We start from the raw sequence: 18,944 nt of genomic DNA, 5'->3' as shown, positions 1-18,944 counted from the left end.
GCGTACAACTTCACCTGTAAATGGAATATGCTCGATCGTACCATTCTTGAAAGGCGCAAGTACCCAGCACGAGATAATGGCATTTAAACCAATCGGGATATAACCATCGCAAATAAATGAAATACCGCCACCGCCAACATCATCAGTTAACCCAATAAATTGGATCTGATCGTTCAGTTTCACAGCGATTTCTAACTCTGCCATAACACGAAGGAAATTTCTGCGTTGAATTTGCGTTATCGCACTAAGCTCTGGTAGTCGCAGTTCAATTAAGCGAATGACATCCTCAGTGAAAGCCACAACCTCCGTAGTGAAATAATGCTTCACGCCGCCTTGGCCTAGGAAATGAGCGTTAATTTCATCTCCTTGGTACATTTTCTTCAAACGCCCTGTCTTCTCATTAAGCGGGATTTCGATGATGATCGCGCTTTCTGTCACATCAGCAATTCTCGACTTATATTCGATTTTGGACTCTTCTTCATCAATACTATTCATTTGCATATGTAAAATCTGGTTGACCTTAGGAAGCAATTTCCGCACCTCCGCGAAGTAATATACCTTAATTATATCATGCCATCACCATTTAGATAGAAAAAAAAGAAGCAGGATGAAATCCCGCTTCTAACAAATTATGATTTTGCTTTTGCAGCTTCTACTTGATCCTGACGAATGGTCTCAATTTTCTCTTCCATACCAACATCCGCATTCACATATATGCGATAAATGTTGTTATTTAACGTACCAATAAATTCATGGCATAACACTTCTTCATCAAGATCATTTTTAATGATCGCCAAAGATTCTCCGGTAACCTTCATTTTGGAATTCAAATGTTTACGCGCTTCTTCCACAGTAAGTTTCGGCTGACCAATCACACGCTTTTTCTGTGAATAAATGTAATCTGTAGCTTGCAGTCCAGTCACTTCGAGTGTATCTAAGGCAACTTTAACAGTAATTTGTTCAGGATAAATAGTGACATCCTTCTCTTTTTTGGCAAATTGAATCGTTGCCACATTCTGATATTGGTCATAACTGATTGCACTTAAATCCTTGTATTCATGCTGATCTAGAAATTCATTCGCAACATCACGCGCTTCACGAAGATTAAATTTGGAGCCAGTTACATCACGTGACTTCATAAAATAGATCAAGTGTCCGCCCTTTTTGGTAAAGTCCATTTGGGTATCATTTTTGGATTTATCGTCGCTCGGTACAACAACACTAAAGCTCTGAAATTCTGGAGCGCTTCCGCCATTTTCGACAACTTTAATCCCGCCTGTATCTTTGATGCCTAGGAATTCCACAGCTTTCTTCTTAACTTGATCAGCTGTCATGTCATTGCCAGATAGCATTTTGACATCATGTTTGGAGAACACATTTAAGCTTCCTGTCCCCCAATTTAACTCCTCATATCCCTCTACTTGTTTATCCACGATCTTAAATCCATCAATAATCGCATTGTCATGCATCTCGTTCTCAGAAGCCAGAGCAGATTCAACATCCATCCACCTTAAATTATTTGAAATAACTTTATCTTGCACCCCACGAATTTCTTTCGTAATGTCAGTAGAATGTGCATAAAGTGTATTCAACGTCTTCATTTCTGCTTCAGTTAAAGGCTGTTTCGTCATATCTCTAACAGACATTCGATAGGAGAAATTAGCCATATTCGCCAAGAAATCCTCTGTTTTATTGAATGGCAACAACATCAAGGGCAATTGAGTAATATCGCTTTGCGCTTGACTTGTTAGACGCCAAACATTAACCAAGCCTTTTCGATAAGATGGCTCTGATGTTTCATTAACAGCCAGTGTATTCCCTAACTCCGTATGTAACTTATCCATGTGAAAGGACAGATCATGAAATGCTCTTTGGTATTGATTCTCCGCCTTAATGAGGATCGTGTTTTTCTCCTGATGCTCCAAATACCCCCACACAGAAGATCCGATTAATGCCAGCAAAAGAAATGGAAACATGACGATGCTTAATCTTTTATACACAGAACTGCTCCTTTCATACCCAATCTTGCGATTAGTTTTTACGTGAGGAGACAGGTTTATGCAGGATTGACATAAAATAAAGACCCCTACCATCCTTCATGGCGGAGCGCTTTTATCCAGCAGTTCATATGCAAAAAAAGGCCTATTCGGAAGAATGGCCTTTTGCTAACTTTCAGTCTCTATTTCAAAATCATGCTCATTGCTGCATATACATTGACGAAATCCTGTTTCAATTTTGTCTTTTTCCTTTTTGCCTCTCAATACGAACTTCTCACCACATAATCGACATCGGATCTTCACTTTCACGCGCGTCGTTAATGACATGTATACCCTCCCGGTCGTTCCCCATCCATGATATGGAGTTCACCATTTATACAGTCATTATGACCCAATTCAACCCATTTTAATCTTCTCATCAACGGTCATAACACGTAAGGGTGAGTGCGCATTTGCACGATCAACACGCCAAATCGAACGTAGCCACAGAAAAGTCATTAGCGGAATCATAATCCAAATCCAACCTGTTTTGAAGATGAGCAAAATATAATCAAATGCGCCATGCCACGCAATTGGTAGCAGCAGTGAGATCCATAGATACCTCGTTTGCTTATGAGGAACGAATTTCGCTTTACCCATGTAGTAACCCATCATAACACCAAATAACGCGTGTCCCGATACAGGCAAAAGTGCGCGAAGCATCAAAGCATAGAACGAAGACGCGTGCAGGAAGGCATAAATAATATTCTCCAAGGTTGCGAAACCTAGACTTACAGCTACTGCATACACAATCCCGTCGTATGGTTCATCAAAGGCTTCATGCCGAAATATCAGGTGATACAGTAATAGCCATTTCAGAAACTCTTCAATTCCTCCAGAGAGAAAAAAGGAAGTCATAATTGTTCCGTTGCCGAACTCCTGAATGAAAGCGTTCTGTAGAACCATCGTGGGGTATACGAGTAGAACGCCGAAAAGAAACATTCGTATCACTAGATGGATCGGTTCCGTTTCGTAGCGATCCTTCAGATAAAAGTAAGCGAGCAATGAGAGACCTGGGGCTACGGCTGCCAATAAAATAGGCACGATATGCATGTTCCAGCTCCCCTCTTTTTTTTGAAATACATACCTCTATTATAGTCGTTCTATATTGACATATCTACTTATACCAACAGATACCTCAATTGCGTATACAGGAAAACAAAACAAGCATCCTCAAAAACGGTTGTTTTTGGAGATGCTTGTTTCATTCTAATTTAGAGGGACGCAAGTCCCTGCTTATTTGAAATGATGGCAGAGCACTTTCACGGCATCATCTGCAATAATCGTTTTCCCGTATTCTTCAAGAACGGCTAGGGTTACAGACGAAGCTTCACCGAACTCAGACAAGACAGCGATTAATGCTTGATACTTGGTTTCTTCAAGATCAACAGGTTCTAGCTGTAAAATATATTTCCCTTTATATGAATAAAGGGTACCACCTTCCATAAGAAGGGGATTAATTACTTTGGATACACGCAGCAGATCTTCAAAATCACGGAAAGCATAGGAGATTAAATCGCTTTGTTCAAGCGTAACTTCCATTTCGTACACTTCTTCAGCTTCGTGATCGTCGTATGCATCAGAACTCGCATACAAATCAAGCTTACCTCTGGTCACAATTACAACCATGCCTTGCGCTGGAAGTGCGAATACTTCAACAGCAAGCGGGCCGGACGGGTCAAATCCGAGCTCGGAATATGCTTGATCCATCATTTCACTAAACAATTCGTGTACTTTCGGAATTTCTCTCCACATGTCGTCTTTTTGAATTCCACGTTCAGTTAAGTCATCGAATGTTAGGAAAATCCGTATCTTATCCTGACTTAAGCGTTCTATTTTCATGATAGGATCCTCCTTTGAGCTCTCCAATGGAAAGCTTGCATCGAAAGCATGGTCACCTTATTTCAATCAGAATATGTTAGAAAAATAAAAAGGTGAGCCACTGTGCAATAAATGGACATGCATCCATCTATTGTTTTCACCTATCATGTTAACACTAAATCTGAGCAATTGCACGCGCAAGTTATGTATAAAATGAAAAAGCACAGCCGGCCCCGTGGGTATGCCAGACTGCGCTGAGAGCTTATGTTTATTGAATAGTTGCCGTGCTAACTTTATTATCTTGCAGGATTTCATTGACTGTCGCCTTCAAATGCGGGTCTTCTTTAACGATTTTTTCCACTTGATTTAGGCCGTTTGTACTCGTTGAAGAGAAACTTTTGGCCACTGACTCTCCAAATGATTTACTGCCGAAGGTGTCTTTCGCCTTGTCCATGACATTCCCCATCGACTCACTTGATGAGCTAAACGCAGAGAAAAGCATGGATTTGCTTTTACGATTGAGATAAATGACAGCAGCCGCTCCTGCAATACCTCCGAGCATAAATGTTCCTAATTTCATTGGATCTCCCTCCATGATCAGTAGTATGAATCCTTTATAGGTTGTGCGAGTTTAGAAGTGGACATACGCATCAGGAGAAGGAAAACATAGGAGAATTGACATCTGCGAAATGTGTTTATATTTGTGGTACTATAAGTGATGACCATCATGTAAGGATCTGAGGAGAAGACAAATTATGAAAAAGAAAGCAACCACACTGCTGCTGACAGTCATGCTTCTATTGGCTGCCTGCAGTGCAAATCAAACCGAAACAAGTCCCACTGCGTCGACGAGTTTGGCGCCACTAGCGCAAGTGACAGCAAGCCCTAGTCCAACTCCAACACCTACCGCGGCACCTACACCGTCACCATCACCAACACCGATGGCACCCGTTCAGGAAGTGGTTCAGAAGACCTATCATATGAATAAGAACTATGATATCGTGCCTAACGACCCTAACGGTAATAAAAAAGTTGTCCTTTTAACCTTTGATGATGGACCGAAAGAACAAGCGATGAATCAATCTCTCATTGATATTTTAAACAAACATAAGGCCAAAGCGATCTTCTTTTTAAACGGCTACCGCATTAAGCAGAAGCCCGAGCTCGTTAAGCTTATTCACGACAGTGGACATATCATTGGTAATCATGCTTGGGATCATGACAATTTGAAAGACATGCCGAATGAGAAGATCGATAAACAAGTCGATGATGTTGGGCAAATCGTGAAAGAACTAACAGGCCAGGCGCCGCAGTTTTTCCGCCCCCCCTTTGGTTCGGGCAATGATTATTTGAAAACGAAAGTTAAGAACAACAAAATGCTCTATATGACATGGTCAAATGGTTCCTTAGACTGGGACATGACGAATAAAAATAATGATTCAAATAAAGTCATCGCGAATGTGATGCAGCAGCTTCATAATGGCAGCAACATTCTCATGCATGAGCTTCCATGGACTGTGAGCGCCCTCGACACGTTGCTTACCCAATTGGAGGAAAAGGGCTATACATTTGTAGATCCGAACGCTATAGAACTTGAAATGCGCTAGCAACGAAATAAGAGCCATACGACTGCCACGTTGTTACGTGGATGCGTATGGCTCATTTTTATCTCACAACGTAGAGTACTTAATCCCCCAAACAGTTAAACTCACCACCAACGCGATGAATAACCAAAGCAGCGTCATATAAAAAAGATTCGTCCATTTACCTTGCTCTGAAGGATGTACGGCTCTACGCGGCGGTAAATAGGTGTCATCCTCCTGCTTCTCCTCCACTCCTGGATTCGACCGCGAAGCTACTCTTTCTCCTACACTCATGAACCTTGATCTTCCTCCTTGCTAAACCGTAGTATGCATCCCATCACCATATCAATCATAAAGTGAGCAATTATTGGTGTCCATAGGCTTCCCGTATGAAGGTAGATCCAACCTAAGCCATAGCTAATACAGAAAACCATGCCAGTCATGAGCCAATGCTGCAAATAACGAACATGTATGGCAGCAAACAAAATACTAGTCCAGTAAGGCCCCCAAGCATGCTGAATCGCGCCACGGAATAGGACCTCTTCACAGATAGAAACGATAAAAGAAATAAGTGCAATATGCCAAATGGCCCGATTCCCAAAAATCATTTGATTAATGCCGCCATCATCTGCGACTTCTTTGGGTACCCACCTAGAAATAAGAAGGTCTACACCAAGAACAACTACCGCAAATAAGCAACCCCAAATAAGGACTCTCCAACCTCCTTGAAACGATAGCGCGGAAAGAATCTTTGAATTGCTCTGAAATATTAAGATGATAATTCCGATAATAAGCGTAAGCAGTTGTGTGATGTAAAGATTCAACAATAATGTCCTGTCATTCAGTTCACTGATGTCGACTTTCCCAATACGAAGGTTCTTAAAATCGAATTTTTTCAAAGGAAGCAACCTCATTTCCTTATATTATTCCTTTTTTATGCTGTATGACCTATACTAAACAAATATAAAAGACAACAAGGAGCTTGATTTATGGAGAAGCGTCTTACCCGCACTGATTATTTATTTGCCCTTATGTTTATCTTTATGCTGGTCTGTATCCTTGGCGCTTTTTTCTATGGCTTACGATTAGGACAAACGAAATCAGATTTAAAATACGATAAAATATTACACGCTGATCAAGCGTCATCAGTCCCCGAAATAGGCGCATATGACCAGCAAGTTCTAGTGTCATATTACCATACCATCTTTTTACCTTTTAGGGAATTTCAGAATAAATGGTTTGAATTGCTGAGTCAAATTGAGATGGATAGCTCCGCCGTAGATGCTTCTGCAGTTCTGAAAGAGCTAAGTAAAATTGCATCTGATAAATACAGCACGCTACAAAGTAAAAATATGCCTGCCTCTTCTCCACTCTTGGTACAATCACACCAAGGCTATCTCAAAAGCTTAAAGCTGTTTGCCGATACCTTAAGTAATTTTCAATCGAAAGCCAATGCGCAAAGTCATTCGCAACTACTTGAAGCCATTCAGAAGGATGCCTACTTCTTAGAAGCCAAAACACAAGCCTTAACTGCACAGAAAAATTATTTTGACTCTATTCTAGTTTGGAATGGCACCATGGATCCGGATATCGAATATTTCGATGCCAACAATAATGCCAATCTCGATCAATGGCGGGCCATGAATTTCAACGTGAAGAATGTATATATTACGGCTAAATTGTTGAAAAACAAATCTTTCACGCCTTTTTATCCGCAGGATTTAACAATACGAATTGATGAGTTCATCGCTTCAGGACAAGCTAAGAAATTGAATGTGGCTGATGTAAATCAAACGATGGAGTTACTGTTGAGTACGAATGCTGTTCGCACAGGGGACTTTGTCAAAGGGAAATCGAAATGGTATTCCAATGAAACGCTGCCGCAATTACCATTTTTCTCGGATGTGAATTAAAAAAGAGCTGATGTTTTGGTCATATATCATGATCAAATTCATCAGCTTTTTCTATTAATCGTACTGGAAACCGCGGAACATGGCTATTGCCGCCATACCTCCGTCAACATTAATAACACGTTCAAAGCCATTTTCCTTTAAATATTCCGCTACGCGAAGACTGCGCATTCCATGTGCACAAACAATATAGATATCTTCATCTTCGGGTAGTTCTCCCATTCGGAGCGGTATTTGCTGCATTGGAATTAGTTTTGCTTCCTCCATATGGTAGTAATCCCATTCATGAGGCTCTCTTACATCAATGATGACACAATTTCCTAGTGTTTTCTGTTCAACAGCTTGGAGAAAAATTTGCGGATAAATGCGATTGATTTCCATTTTCGTACACACTCCTGCTTCCTTGAATTCTGATCTATACATTCACTGTACCATACCCGAAAAAGAGGCTCAAATATTAACAAAATATCATTGCTTTCTGAACATTCTTGCTTTAAAATAAACGGAAAGCGATTAAATATATGTAAATCCGAACAATTTTGACGTTCATGTGAAAATCGTTCGACATGTATTGACACGATTTCGAACGCATGGTAATCTATTAAAAATTCTATATCACAGTACAGCGTTGACGGAGCCAAGCAAATAAATTAGCTTTCAGAGAACCGGTGGTTGGTGAGAATCGGTAGCGAACATATTGCGGAGCACTCCAGAGTTATTGCATTGAATTTTAGTAGATGCAATCGGGTTAGGAACACGTTACAGTTCCAGGTCGCAAGACCAAATGAGGCTACCCATGCGAATGGGCAGCGAACTAGGGTGGTACCACGAAAGCAATCTCTCGTCCCTTTGGCTACAGGCTAACTGTCTGTGTCCGAGGGCTGGGAGTTTTTTTATGTTCAAATCTAAGGAGGAAACGAATTATGTACAAAGTTCTAGTATCCGATCCAATTAGTGACATGGGAATTCAAATGCTTTATGATGCAGCTGATGTTGAAGTGGTTAAGCAATCTGGTCTATCCGAAGACGAACTCATTGCCATTATCGGTGAGTACGATGCCCTCTTAGTTCGCAGCCAAACTAAAGTAACAGAGAAAATCATGAATGCCGGCACAAAGTTGAAAGTGATCGGCCGCGCCGGTGTTGGTGTCGACAATATTGATTTGGAAGCAGCAACAAAACGCGGAATTATCGTTATCAATGCACCTGACGGAAATACAATCGCAACTTGCGAGCTTACTTTCGCCATGATGATGGCAACAGCTCGTATGATTCCACAAGCGTACAAGAAAACAGTTGGCGGCGAGTGGGATCGTAAATTTATCGGCGTTGAGCTTCGTAACAAGACACTTGGTATTCTCGGAATGGGACGTATCGGTAGTGAAGTAGCGAAACGCGCAAAAGTATTTGGAATGGAAGTTATCGGCTATGATCCGTTCTTGACGGAAGAGCGCGCTGAGAAAATGGGTGTTAAGCTAGGTACAGTCAACGAAATCGCTGCACAAGCTGACTTCATTACGGTTCATACACCACTTACACCTGAAACGCGTCACTTGATCTCCAGAACGCAATTCGAGCTTATGAAACCAGGCATTCGTATCATTAACTGTGCGCGCGGCGGTATTATCGATGAGCTAGCATTGGTAGAAGCGATTGATCAAGGCATTGTTGCAGGAGCAGCGTTCGACGTATTTGAAGTGGAGCCGCCAACGAAGGATCACCCTTTCTTGACGAACCCTAAAGTCATCGTAACGCCTCATCTAGGCGCATCAACGATCGAAGCACAAGAAAACGTGGCGATCGACGTATCCGAGGAAGTTCTTCACATTCTTCGTAACGAGCCGTTTAAAAACGCAGTAAACATGCCTCCTGTACCTGCAGATGTGCTGAATAAACTACAACCATACTTCAGTCTTGGTGAAAAAATCGGATCTGTACTTGGTCAAATTGCCCAAGGTGCTGTATCTGAAATCGTAGTTAACTATGCGGGTGACTTAATGGATGTGGATACAAGTCCTTTAACACGTTATATTGTAAAAGGAATTTTCCAAAATCAACTTGAATCCATCAATATCATCAATGCGATGCATCTTGCTAAATCACGTGGTGTAAACATCGTGGTACAGAAATCAAATGCTTCAAATAGCTTCACTAACCTTGTAACGGTTACAGTGAAAACGAAACAAGAAGAAAAAACGCTTGCTGGTACTTTACTCGCTGGCTTTGGCGAACGTATCGTTCGTATCGACCAATATCCAGTTGACTTCGCAGCTGAAGGTAACTTGTTGCTTATTTCTCACAACGATAAACCAGGTATTATCGGTCGTGTTGGTACTCTTCTTGGAAGCAATCAAGTCAATATTGCAACCATGCAGGTTGGACGTAAAGTGATTGGCGGTTCCGCAATCATGGTACTGACGATTGATAAAACAGCTCCTCCTGAAGTCTTGGCTGATCTTACAAAACAAGATGAAATCGTGAATGTTCGTGCACTTACGCTGTAATAAGCACAAATTGTTTCACGAACAACAAGATTTTAACTGAATATTCTACAAATAAAAGGCGAATGCGGGTGTAAACCCAGCATTCGCCTCTTTCTATGTGTCGAAATTCACACAATTTTCTGTTTATTTGTGTTCGCAAGGCAAGCAGATCGTAAATGTGCTTCCTTGCCCCCACGTACTTTGTACCGTGACACTGCCATGATGGGAATCGATAATGTTTTTGACAATGGCGAGACCAAGTCCTGTCCCCCCCGAGGAACCGCGCGTACGCGCTTTGTCCGCCTTGTAGAAGCGTTCAAAGATGAACGGCAAGTCTTCGGCAGGAATCCCCTGCCCCTCGTCGACGATCTCAATGCGGATGGCTGGCCGCTCCTTGTAAAGGCCAGTCTCCGCCTTCAAGGCGATACGCGCCCCTGCGGGCGTATGCCTGAAGGCATTGTCGAGCAGGTTGGTCAACACCTGCTCCAAGCGATCCTCATCCGCGCGCTGCAGGATGAGCGGTTCATCCGGCAGCGCCACGCTTAGCGCGATGCCGCGCTCTTTGGCCAGCACCGCGAATTTGCGGTGCATGCGCTTCACCAGGGAGTCGATTTCGACCTCCCTGAAGGCAAGCTCGAGATGGCCGGCTTCCATCCGCGCCAGATCGAGCAGGTCACGGACGAGGCGACCCATGCGGAGCGACTCGTCGTGGATGACCTGCACTAGCTCCACGCGTTCCTCCGGCGTGGAGGGAATATCGTCGAGCAGGGCTTCACTGTAGCCCTGCAGCATCGAAATTGGCGTGCGCAACTCATGCGAGACGTTCGCCACGAAATCCTTGCGCAGCTTATCGAGACGCTCTTCCTCCGTCACATCACGTAGAACGGCCACAGCGCCGCGCACCTGATCATGGGAATAGAGTGGTGTCATCGCCACGGACCACACGCCATTTTGCACATGAAGCTTGGTAGCGGCTTCTTCCGACTCATCGACTACCGCTTCAAAGAGAGGAATCAACGGCACGGGAATAGGGCTGGCGGAGGATGGGTTGCTAAAGCTCATAAGTCCCCAATCTCCAAGCGAGGTATCCGGTTGAGGGAAACGTCTTGGCTCCTCATGATCTTCTGACCATTCAATCGTGCCCCACTCTTGAATGATCTTCTCCCCTTGCGGGTTACTGAGCATGACTGAACCATTCACATCAAGTGTAATGACCGCATCTGTCATACTGCGAAGGATGCTGGATAGATGCTCTTTCTCTTGGCTAAGAGCATGAATGCTCTCCTGCATCTTCTCGCCCATATGATTAAATGTTTTCGCCAACTCACCAATCTCATCCTTGGATTGAATCGGTACGCGTGTGCCGTATTCCCCCATTGTGATGAAGTCAGCCGCTTTCTTCAGTTGCTGCAGCGGCCTTGTGATTCGCGAGAATAAGAAGAATGCGAAGAAGGTAGTCATCAGAAATCCTACAATCGAAACATAAACAAATAATCTTAACATATAGGATTGTGTTGCTTCTAAGGATTGTAAGGACTGATACAGCAAGGTAGCACCAACTATCGCACCCTCCAAATTAAAAAGCGGAACCGCGACAACGAGATATTCAGTCCCAGATTCAAATCGGCCTGTGACTGCTATATTCACTTTTTTATCGATCGTTTGACCCTCAAAGACGGGTTTAAGCTCCTCTGGCTTGTAAAAATCGGAGACGTGGAAATTAACTAATTCACTGCCTTGCGTTGATGGAATAACCATTTCTTTCAAATCATTAGAAATCACAAGCATTCGCGAATCTTGGAAACTAAGCAGCTCATTACTTAACGTGTAGAACTGTTCATTGTACATGTGCTGAGAGGCTTCTTTTGACAGTTTGACAGCCATCGACTTCATATGTTTGGTTTGGTCGGTTGCCTGCGAGAAATAATTTCCCATATAATTGACAAGAAAAAAGCCTAGTATGAGCAAGACAACCCCAACTAGGCCAATAATCGTTAACCACAGCTTTCCTACGACACTTCTGAAAATAAACACTTATTTAGGCACCTCTAGCTTGTAGCCTACACCCCACACGGTCGTAATCATCGCTGCAGCATCCGGGGATACTTTGTTTAATTTTTCACGGAGTCTCTTCACGTGTGTGTCAACGGTACGTAAATCACCGAAAAATTCGTAGTTCCAAACATCTTTCAGAAGCTCCTCGCGCGAGAAAACCTTATCGGGAGAAACAGCCAAATAATGAAGCAATTCATATTCCTTCGGCGTTAGCGCGACTTCCTGACCACCAGCGGTTACACGATGAGCGTCATGCTCAATAATCAAGTTCGGGAATACAATATTATTACTGGAGCTTGCATCCTTGGACAAGTACGCTGTCGCCGAAGAGCGACGAAGAATAGCTTTGACACGGTAAATCACTTCGCGAGGTGAGAACGGTTTAACGACATAGTCGTCCGCGCCCACTTCAAATCCACTTACACGGTTGGTCTCTTCGCCCTTCGCTGTCAGCATGATGACTGGCGTGGACTTTACTTGACGAAGGCGCGCACACACTTCGATGCCATCGATGCCTGGCAGCATAACGTCAAGCAAGATTAGATCAAAGTCGGTTTCGGTTGCCATCCGCAAAGCGGATTCGCCATCTTCCGCTTCTTCAATGAGATAGCCTTCTTTCTCTAAATACATGCGGAGCAATCGGCGAATACGTTCTTCATCATCTACAACGAGTATACTAGGCTTCAATTCCATCGAGCGTCACATCCTTTTATTATTGTACGTGCTTGATTTTAAACACCTGCATAGGAATGCAATCCTGCTATCACTAAGTTCACACCGACTAAGGTAAACATAACTACGATAAATCCAATTACAGTTAACCATGCGGATTTCTTACCCTGCCAGCCTTTGGAGAGACGAAGATGTAGGAATACAGCATAGAATAGCCAAGTGATCAGCGCCCATACTTCCTTCGGATCCCATCCCCAGAAACGACCCCAGGCTTCCTGTGCCCAAATCATCGCGAAGATAAGTGCACCTAGCGTAAAGATCGGATAGCCAATCGCAATCGCCCGATAACTGATTTCATCCAGATCTTCCGCATCCATTCCTTTTACAATCGGGCCAATCGCTGCTCCTAACGGTTTACGAGCTACTAGACGTGCTAGCCAATAAAGGATGAGACCCCCAAGAATGGACCAAATAACTGTGTTTAATTTACGTCCAGCGCTTGCCCCTTCCATCCAGGATGGAGCCGTGAATAAAGGCTCAGACATACCTAGGAAAGACTTCATCTCAACCACTTTGGTATCATACGGTTGTACAATCGGAGGCAATACATAGGTTTCTGTTGTATGGTTCGTTTCCTGTACACCTTGGTTCGTGACAATAACATCTTTGGAGAATACAGCTTTGTAACCTGATCCATTAAATGTAAATATCGAAGCGATAAATGCAACAAGCATTAGAATAAAGAACAGCGTAAGCTCGACACCCCGTTGCTCCTTCTTGTCCGTTTTCGTCGTTCCCGAATAATCTACTGCACGAAGCAGATACATCAAGCCACCAGCAAAACCAACAGCGAAGAAGGCTTCTCCTGTTGCTGCAGTAGTTACGTGAATTTTGAGCCAATAGCTCTGCAAAGCAGGAATCAATGGCTGTACCTCACTTGGGAAAACAGAAGCATATGCAATGATGATAAAGCCTATCGGTAATGCGAAGACTCCTAATACAGGTGTACGATAAATGAGATACACGATCAAGAATGCGCACATGATCATCATCCCTAAGAAGGTCATAAATTCGTACATATTTGAGGTTGGGATATGATCCCCTTCTGCCCATCTTGTGAAGAAGAACGTCACATGACATGCAAAACCGACAACTGATGTGATGAAAGCGACGAATCCCCACTGCTTCGTGTGATCTTCCGGCTTACGGTTGCTCCACCTTTTACCGGTAATCGATAGGACAAACAGGAAGAATGCGAGCAAATATACGAAAAAAGCTATAAGTAAAAATGTGCTGCTGACAGAGTTTACATTCACCCCTGGGTTCCTCCATTTGCTAATGTTTTCGGTGAAACTTCCAAACCATTCTTGTTCAATGCGGCAGCAACTTCATTACGAAGTCCAAACCAGTTCTTGTTCGTGTGGCCGCCGAGAGTAAGCTTGCCATCATCAATTCGAATCCAGATACGGCGATGCTGCCAGTAGAAGCCCATGATGACACCGATCATAAAGATCGCGGCACCAACCCAGATATACGGCATCGCTTTATCTACGCGAATGTTCAGGTAGGTTGTGTAGTTCGCAAACTGGACACCTTCCATGGAGCCAACTGCAATTTTCAACTTCTGGCTTATCGCACCGTTAATCGTATCTTGCGCGAAGGTTTCCTTATCAATTTGCCTTGGGAAATACAGATAAGGTTCACCTTTTTCGGCGAGTCCTGGTCCTGTAATGCTAAAAATAAATGCTGGCGCTTTCGGTTCATTCGACTTCGAGATCGGTTGACCTTTCTCTAAGCCAAACTCTGGGAAGAAGCCTTTCAGCGTAAGCTTATAGGGTCCTACCTGATAGGAATCCTTCGGATTATTCATAGGTAGCTCAAAGCTGCCGAACGTCTCGCCTGTTGTTGGATTGCTAAGTGTAGGCTTCACCGAGATCAGCAGTGGTGTCGCTTTATAATCAAATTGATAGGCTTGCAGGCCTTTGTAATTCAGCGGATGATTCACGATGATGTTGGACTTATGGACTTCTTCCAGGACTGGCGGCTCTGCCCCATCCTCACAATTCGCGGTACAATGATACAAAACGGCTTGCGTTTCATATGTTTTTGGAACGATCTGCCCTTTCGCTTTGATGCTTGCAGGAAGATCTGCTTCATCATAAAGCGTGAGTGTAAATTTCTCATTTTTGATGTAATACGACGTATGTGGGATTGGCTTCGTTTCGCCTTCTAGAATGCCCATGTATTGATCCATATGCCAGCCAGGAATACTCCGCATCAACACACCGATTAGGAAGATAATGAGTCCAATATGATTGATGTAGGGACCCCAACGGCTAAAGCGATATTTCTCAGCTAGAAGAGCGGAACCATCGGTATGTACACGGTAATTTTTTTTGCGGAGAAGCGCACCTAGCTTGTTCGTCCATGCGATCTCATCCGTACCTGCAGGTAAGTCAGTTACGAGTGTAACATTTTGCCTAACTAGAAAATTGATATGCTTGCGTACTTGCTGCTTGGATAATGCCCGATACAAGGGGAGAACTCGGTCCAAACTGCAAATGACAAGCGAAGTCCCAATCATGAATAATAAGGATATGAACCACCACGAGCTGAAGGTATGAGAGAAGCCTAGAAAGTGATAAATACTTCCTAGTTTTCCATAATTTTCGGTGTAATATTGAGACGGATCCATGTCCAGAAATGTATTCTCTTGTGGAAAAATCGTGCCTACAGCCGACGCCAGCAACGTAATGAAAATGATCCATACCGCTATTTTGACCGAGGAGAAGAAATTCCAGACTTTATCAAGCAGGGATGGATCTGATTTCTGCGAACGACGAGCCATGCCATCATAGCGCATTTCCAGAATGTCTCTGCCATCGATATCGATCAGCGGATTGCCACACGATTCACACAGCGTGGTGCCTGTGGGGTTCTGATGCCCGCAATCGCATTTGGTATTGTAGAACATGATGACCTCCTAAAAACATTGAACATGCGTGTGCATTACAATTTACTAACCAAAGTAGACAGCGTCTCGTCAATATAAGACTCATCCATCTGGCCTATTTTTTTCACAGCTATTCTGCCATCTTTCCCTATGAAAAAGGTTGTCGGATAATCCATGACGCCATACAATTTGCGTACGACCTCATTGGCATCCAAAAGCACTGGCATATTTAATTTGTATTGCTCCATGAAGCCTTGTACGGTAACTTTATTCTTGTCCACGTTGACCTCTAGGAATACAACATCCTGGCTCTTATACTTGTCATACATCTTCTGAAGATCAGGCATTTCTTCCTTACAAGGTGGACAAAACGTCCCCCAGAAATTCACTAACACCACTTTCCCCTTATAGTCAGAAAGCTCATGCGTCTTGCCATCTAACCCAATTAAGGAGAAGTTTGTCGCTTTATCTCCCTGCTGCGGGTACTTCTTGCTCGCTGAAGCAGACAAATTTGTAATAATCGTAAACACGCCAATAATGAGCACGATTGCAAAGATCCCAATCTGTACCCACTTCTTATTACGACCCACTGTTAATCACCTTCGCTTTTTCGACAATGTTAGTTTTTGCATATCGAATTATACCCTTATTATAACGAAAAGAAGGCCAATTCTTATTGGCCTTTTTGAACGTTATGTGTCCTTAGAGCTTCGTTCCTAAGCTCCTCAACTTCTTTGGGCGTCAAGTGGCGATACTTCGCTCTTGGCAGGCCAGTTAAGAAGATGGGACCGAATTTAATCCGCTTTAATTTGATAACGGGAAATGAAATCGCCTCAAACATCCGTCTAACTTGGCGGTTTCTTCCTTCATAGATCGTGATCTGAATAATCGACTCATTCTTCTCCATGTTCACATCAGCATATTCGACCTCTGCAGGTGCTGTCATGCCGTCTTCTAACTGTATGCCCATTTTGAGCTTATCTAATAACGTGCCGTGGGGCACCCCTTTTACCGTCGCTTGATACGTCTTCGGTACATGGTGCTTTGGATGCGTGAGCAAATGAGCAAATTCACCGTCATTCGTTAGAATGAGAAGACCTTCCGTATCATAATCCAGTCGACCGACAGGATATACACGTTCTCTAATCCCTGGCAAGAAGTCTGTGACAACTTTACGTCCTTCAGGATCCGTTGCGCTCGTAATAACACCTTTGGGCTTATTTAAAATGACATAGATCTTCTTCTGTTGACCTATCGCACGTCCATCTACCCTAATTTCATCTTCAGCTGTATTGACTTTCACACCCAGCGTCGTGACGACTTCACCGTTCACTTGCACGCGTCCCGCTGTAATGATTTCTTCACATTTCCGGCGGGATGCGATCCCAGCTTCGGCTAATACTTTTTGCAGTCTTTCCATTGTCCGCTTTCACCTCAAGTTAATGATAACGGACTTAACCGCAAATCTCAAGCGGCAACCCGCAATAACTGACAGAAGGTGACAGAATGATGGCTTTGATAGCAGTACCCTTTTAAGAAAATACCAAATAACAAATAAAAAGCGATGCAATAAAGCCAACGGCATCAGAAATTAAGCCTACTTTAAGGGCGTAGCCTGCTTTTCTAATCCCAATTGCGCCAAAATATACCGTTATCACATACAAAGTCGTATCCGTGCTCCCTTGCACGGTGGACGCTATCCGCCCGATCATCGAATCTGGACCAAATTGCTCGATCAGATCCGTCGTAAAAGCCAATGAGCCCGCTCCCGTAATAGGTCGCAAGATGGCTAACGGCAGCACCTCTGTTGGCACCCCTATGCTTTCGAAAAAAGGTCGCATCCAACCAATCAGCAAGTCCATCGCACCGGAGGCACGAAACACAGAGATCGCAACCATCATGCCGACGAGGTGAGGAATAATTTTGATCGCCGTATCGAAGCCATCCTTGGCTCCCTCTACAAACGATTCATAGACAGGTACCTTACGATAAGCTGCGTATAAGGGAATGAAAACAATCATGATCGGGATTGCCCAAGCCGAAATGAGCGAAACGAGTGCGTACATGCTGGTTCATCCTTTCAGCGGAGGGATAGGTGAGCGCGATCTGCGATACCATCGATCCACGAATATGGCCGCTGTTGTTGAAATGATGGTCGCAATGAGTGTTGTGCCTACGATTTCTGCTGGGTTCATGGAATTGAAATTCATCCGAATGGCGATAAGCGTCGTCGGAATCAAGGTGATACTCGACGTGTTGAGTGCTAATAGTGTACACATGGCCGTACTCGCCTCCTCCTTATTCGGATTCAGCTTTTGCAGCTCCTGCATCGCTTTAATCCCCATCGGTGTGGCAGCGTTACCTAAGCCTAGGATGTTTGCACTCATGTTCGACATGATATAGCCAATCGCTGGGTGGTTCTTAGGAATGCTTGGAAATAGGAAACGTACCGCAGGCTGAAGAAGTTTGGCAAGCTTGAGTAAAACGCCCGCATCTTCCGCTATACGCATCATCCCCATCCAGAATACTAAGACACTAATTAATCCAAAACATACCGTAACGCCATTTTTCGCCCCATCAAATGCCGCTTGTGTAACAGACTCTACATCTCCATTGATTGCCGCGACGAGGAAACCGACGACGATAAAAAACAGCCATATCCAATTCACCATAGATTAGCACTCCTTACCCTTTTGCTCGAAACACATACCTAAATTAATCCGCCCACTTGGAGCCAGATAGATTGAAAAGTCCCTGCACTAGCATCCTGCAGATGTAACCATATCGTGTCAGCATCGTTTCCTTATATGGACTGCTAGATTGATAAGAAAACGTCACTTTCTCAGGTACTTGCAGCAATGGATTCGTTTTATCATAAATCGGAATGGTCTGAATCCGTTTATTCTTTAAAGAAATCTGTAGAGATCCACGCTCAGCTAACCGATACTCGGTCGTCATCGGATCTAGTAAGGTTACTTGGTGTGTTAAGCTTGAAGATTCCCCCTCTGACAGGGGATATTTGAATGTTCGGCTTGCCACCCATGGCGTACCTTCAATGGCGTCGCCTTTTTTCACAAGGGTTTGCAGCGGGAAATTCTTAAAGCCATATTGGAGCAGCCTTGCATGGTCCGCCCAGTCATCTCCGTCATTCAAGGTAACCACGACAAGCTGCTGTCCGTCTCGCGTTGCTGAAGACACTAAACAGCGCTTAGCCAGCTTGGTGTATCCCGTTTTCACACCATCTGCACCTTCAAACATGGAGAGCATCTTGTTTTTGTTTAGCCAGGAATAATCCCATGCCTCATTCGGATTTGGCACTTTTTTCAGCTTCGTAGACACGATCTCAGCGAAAACACTATTTTTCAGCGCGTAGGCTGTCAGTTTAGCCATATCATTAGGACTAGAGCGATGACCCTCTCCCTCGTCAAGCC

Annotated in this window: 21 protein-coding genes and 1 other annotated feature; of the genes, 3 read left to right on the top strand and 18 right to left on the bottom strand. The window is 43.8% G+C overall.

All coding sequences use genetic code 11. The annotated features are described in order from the left end of the window. From AC1DVJ_RS26755 to AC1DVJ_RS26730, 6 genes are all read right to left on the bottom strand, one after another. Nucleotides 1-531: flagellar brake protein (locus AC1DVJ_RS26755; RefSeq protein WP_477595153.1), on the bottom strand; the 531-nt coding region annotated here is incomplete at its 3' end. A 98-nt stretch (nt 532-629) separates the two neighbouring features. After that, a complete protein-coding gene (gene ypeB / locus AC1DVJ_RS26750) occupies nt 630-2,000 on the bottom strand; it encodes a germination protein YpeB (RefSeq protein WP_477595151.1) in 1,371 nt (456 codons plus the stop codon). Nucleotides 2,001-2,165: 165 nt separating this feature from the next. Beyond that, on the bottom strand, nt 2,166-2,324 hold the full coding sequence (locus tag AC1DVJ_RS26745; protein WP_164483569.1) for a hypothetical protein: 159 nt from the start codon (nt 2,322-2,324) through the stop codon (nt 2,166-2,168). Nucleotides 2,325-2,393: 69 nt separating this feature from the next. After that, on the bottom strand, nt 2,394-3,089 hold the full coding sequence (prsW, locus tag AC1DVJ_RS26740; protein WP_477595149.1) for a glutamic-type intramembrane protease PrsW: 696 nt from the start codon (nt 3,087-3,089) through the stop codon (nt 2,394-2,396). A gap of 183 nt (nt 3,090-3,272) precedes the next feature. Then, the gene (locus tag AC1DVJ_RS26735) at nt 3,273-3,878 is read right to left on the bottom strand and encodes a genetic competence negative regulator (RefSeq protein ID WP_477595147.1); all 606 of its coding nucleotides are present in this window, start codon (nt 3,876-3,878) and stop codon (nt 3,273-3,275) included. Nucleotides 3,879-4,125: 247 nt separating this feature from the next. Next, entirely contained in the window at nt 4,126-4,437 is a 312-nt protein-coding gene (locus tag AC1DVJ_RS26730) for a hypothetical protein (RefSeq protein WP_477595145.1), read from the bottom strand. A 175-nt stretch (nt 4,438-4,612) separates the two neighbouring features. On the opposite strand from AC1DVJ_RS26730, the gene AC1DVJ_RS26725 reads away from it, so the two are divergent. Further along, nucleotides 4,613-5,464 (top strand): polysaccharide deacetylase family protein, encoded by an 852-nt coding sequence (locus AC1DVJ_RS26725; protein WP_477595143.1) that lies wholly within the window; start codon nt 4,613-4,615, stop codon nt 5,462-5,464. 63 nt (nt 5,465-5,527) lie between these two features. Here AC1DVJ_RS26725 and AC1DVJ_RS26720 read toward each other — a convergent pair whose 3' ends face one another. Together AC1DVJ_RS26720 and AC1DVJ_RS26715 are read right to left on the bottom strand one after the other, a co-directional pair. Beyond that, the gene (locus AC1DVJ_RS26720; protein ID WP_477595141.1) at nt 5,528-5,734 is read right to left on the bottom strand and encodes a hypothetical protein; all 207 of its coding nucleotides are present in this window, start codon (nt 5,732-5,734) and stop codon (nt 5,528-5,530) included. Then, nucleotides 5,731-6,339, bottom strand: a complete 609-nt coding sequence (locus tag AC1DVJ_RS26715; protein WP_477595139.1) for a lysostaphin resistance A-like protein — start codon at nt 6,337-6,339, stop codon at nt 5,731-5,733. Before AC1DVJ_RS26715 ends, AC1DVJ_RS26720 begins: the two co-directional genes overlap by 4 nt. Nucleotides 6,340-6,429: 90 nt before the next feature. Between AC1DVJ_RS26715 and AC1DVJ_RS26710 the strand changes: the two genes are divergently transcribed. After that, nucleotides 6,430-7,353 (top strand): hypothetical protein, encoded by a 924-nt coding sequence (locus AC1DVJ_RS26710; protein WP_477595137.1) that lies wholly within the window; start codon nt 6,430-6,432, stop codon nt 7,351-7,353. A 54-nt stretch (nt 7,354-7,407) separates the two neighbouring features. Here the strand turns inward: AC1DVJ_RS26710 and AC1DVJ_RS26705 are convergent, their stop codons facing one another. Next, nucleotides 7,408-7,731, bottom strand: a complete 324-nt coding sequence (locus AC1DVJ_RS26705; protein WP_477595135.1) for a rhodanese-like domain-containing protein — start codon at nt 7,729-7,731, stop codon at nt 7,408-7,410. A gap of 238 nt (nt 7,732-7,969) precedes the next feature. After that, nucleotides 7,970-8,202 (top strand) — a binding site (T-box leader). Between the two features lie 71 nt (nt 8,203-8,273). Here AC1DVJ_RS26705 and serA point away from each other — a divergent pair. Continuing rightward, entirely contained in the window at nt 8,274-9,854 is a 1,581-nt protein-coding gene (gene serA, locus AC1DVJ_RS26700; protein ID WP_477595133.1) for a phosphoglycerate dehydrogenase, read from the top strand. A gap of 123 nt (nt 9,855-9,977) precedes the next feature. Here serA and AC1DVJ_RS26695 read toward each other — a convergent pair whose 3' ends face one another. From AC1DVJ_RS26695 to AC1DVJ_RS26655, 9 genes are all read right to left on the bottom strand, one after another. Further along, nucleotides 9,978-11,867, bottom strand: coding sequence for an ATP-binding protein (locus tag AC1DVJ_RS26695; protein ID WP_477595131.1), 1,890 nt, complete (start codon nt 11,865-11,867; stop codon nt 9,978-9,980). Continuing rightward, entirely contained in the window at nt 11,868-12,581 is a 714-nt protein-coding gene (locus tag AC1DVJ_RS26690) for a response regulator transcription factor (RefSeq protein ID WP_057312096.1), read from the bottom strand. It abuts the gene before it with no gap. Nucleotides 12,582-12,619: 38 nt separating this feature from the next. Then, complete coding sequence (gene ccsA / locus AC1DVJ_RS26685; RefSeq protein ID WP_477595129.1) at nt 12,620-13,876, bottom strand: cytochrome c biogenesis protein CcsA; 1,257 nt, start codon at nt 13,874-13,876, stop codon at nt 12,620-12,622. Next, the gene (resB, locus tag AC1DVJ_RS26680; RefSeq protein WP_477595127.1) at nt 13,873-15,534 is read right to left on the bottom strand and encodes a cytochrome c biogenesis protein ResB; all 1,662 of its coding nucleotides are present in this window, start codon (nt 15,532-15,534) and stop codon (nt 13,873-13,875) included. The genes ccsA and resB overlap by 4 nt, the downstream gene beginning before the upstream one ends. Nucleotides 15,535-15,569: 35 nt before the next feature. Further along, nucleotides 15,570-16,103, bottom strand: coding sequence for a redoxin domain-containing protein (locus AC1DVJ_RS26675; RefSeq protein ID WP_477595125.1), 534 nt, complete (start codon nt 16,101-16,103; stop codon nt 15,570-15,572). An 83-nt stretch (nt 16,104-16,186) separates the two neighbouring features. Beyond that, nucleotides 16,187-16,933, bottom strand: a complete 747-nt coding sequence (locus AC1DVJ_RS26670; RefSeq protein ID WP_477595123.1) for a pseudouridine synthase — start codon at nt 16,931-16,933, stop codon at nt 16,187-16,189. Nucleotides 16,934-17,045: 112 nt separating this feature from the next. Next, the gene (locus AC1DVJ_RS26665; protein ID WP_477595121.1) at nt 17,046-17,579 is read right to left on the bottom strand and encodes a spore maturation protein; all 534 of its coding nucleotides are present in this window, start codon (nt 17,577-17,579) and stop codon (nt 17,046-17,048) included. Nucleotides 17,580-17,585: 6 nt separating this feature from the next. After that, entirely contained in the window at nt 17,586-18,185 is a 600-nt protein-coding gene (locus AC1DVJ_RS26660; RefSeq protein ID WP_477595119.1) for a nucleoside recognition domain-containing protein, read from the bottom strand. A 43-nt stretch (nt 18,186-18,228) separates the two neighbouring features. Continuing rightward, a partial coding sequence (locus AC1DVJ_RS26655; protein ID WP_477595117.1) for a D-alanyl-D-alanine carboxypeptidase family protein occupies nt 18,229-18,944 on the bottom strand: 716 nt, incomplete at its 5' end.

The sequence above is a fragment of the Paenibacillus sp. P4_A9 genome (genome assembly GCF_056402415.1).
Note: the sequence above shows the minus strand (reverse complement) of the source record. Positions and strands in the feature narration are given on the sequence as shown.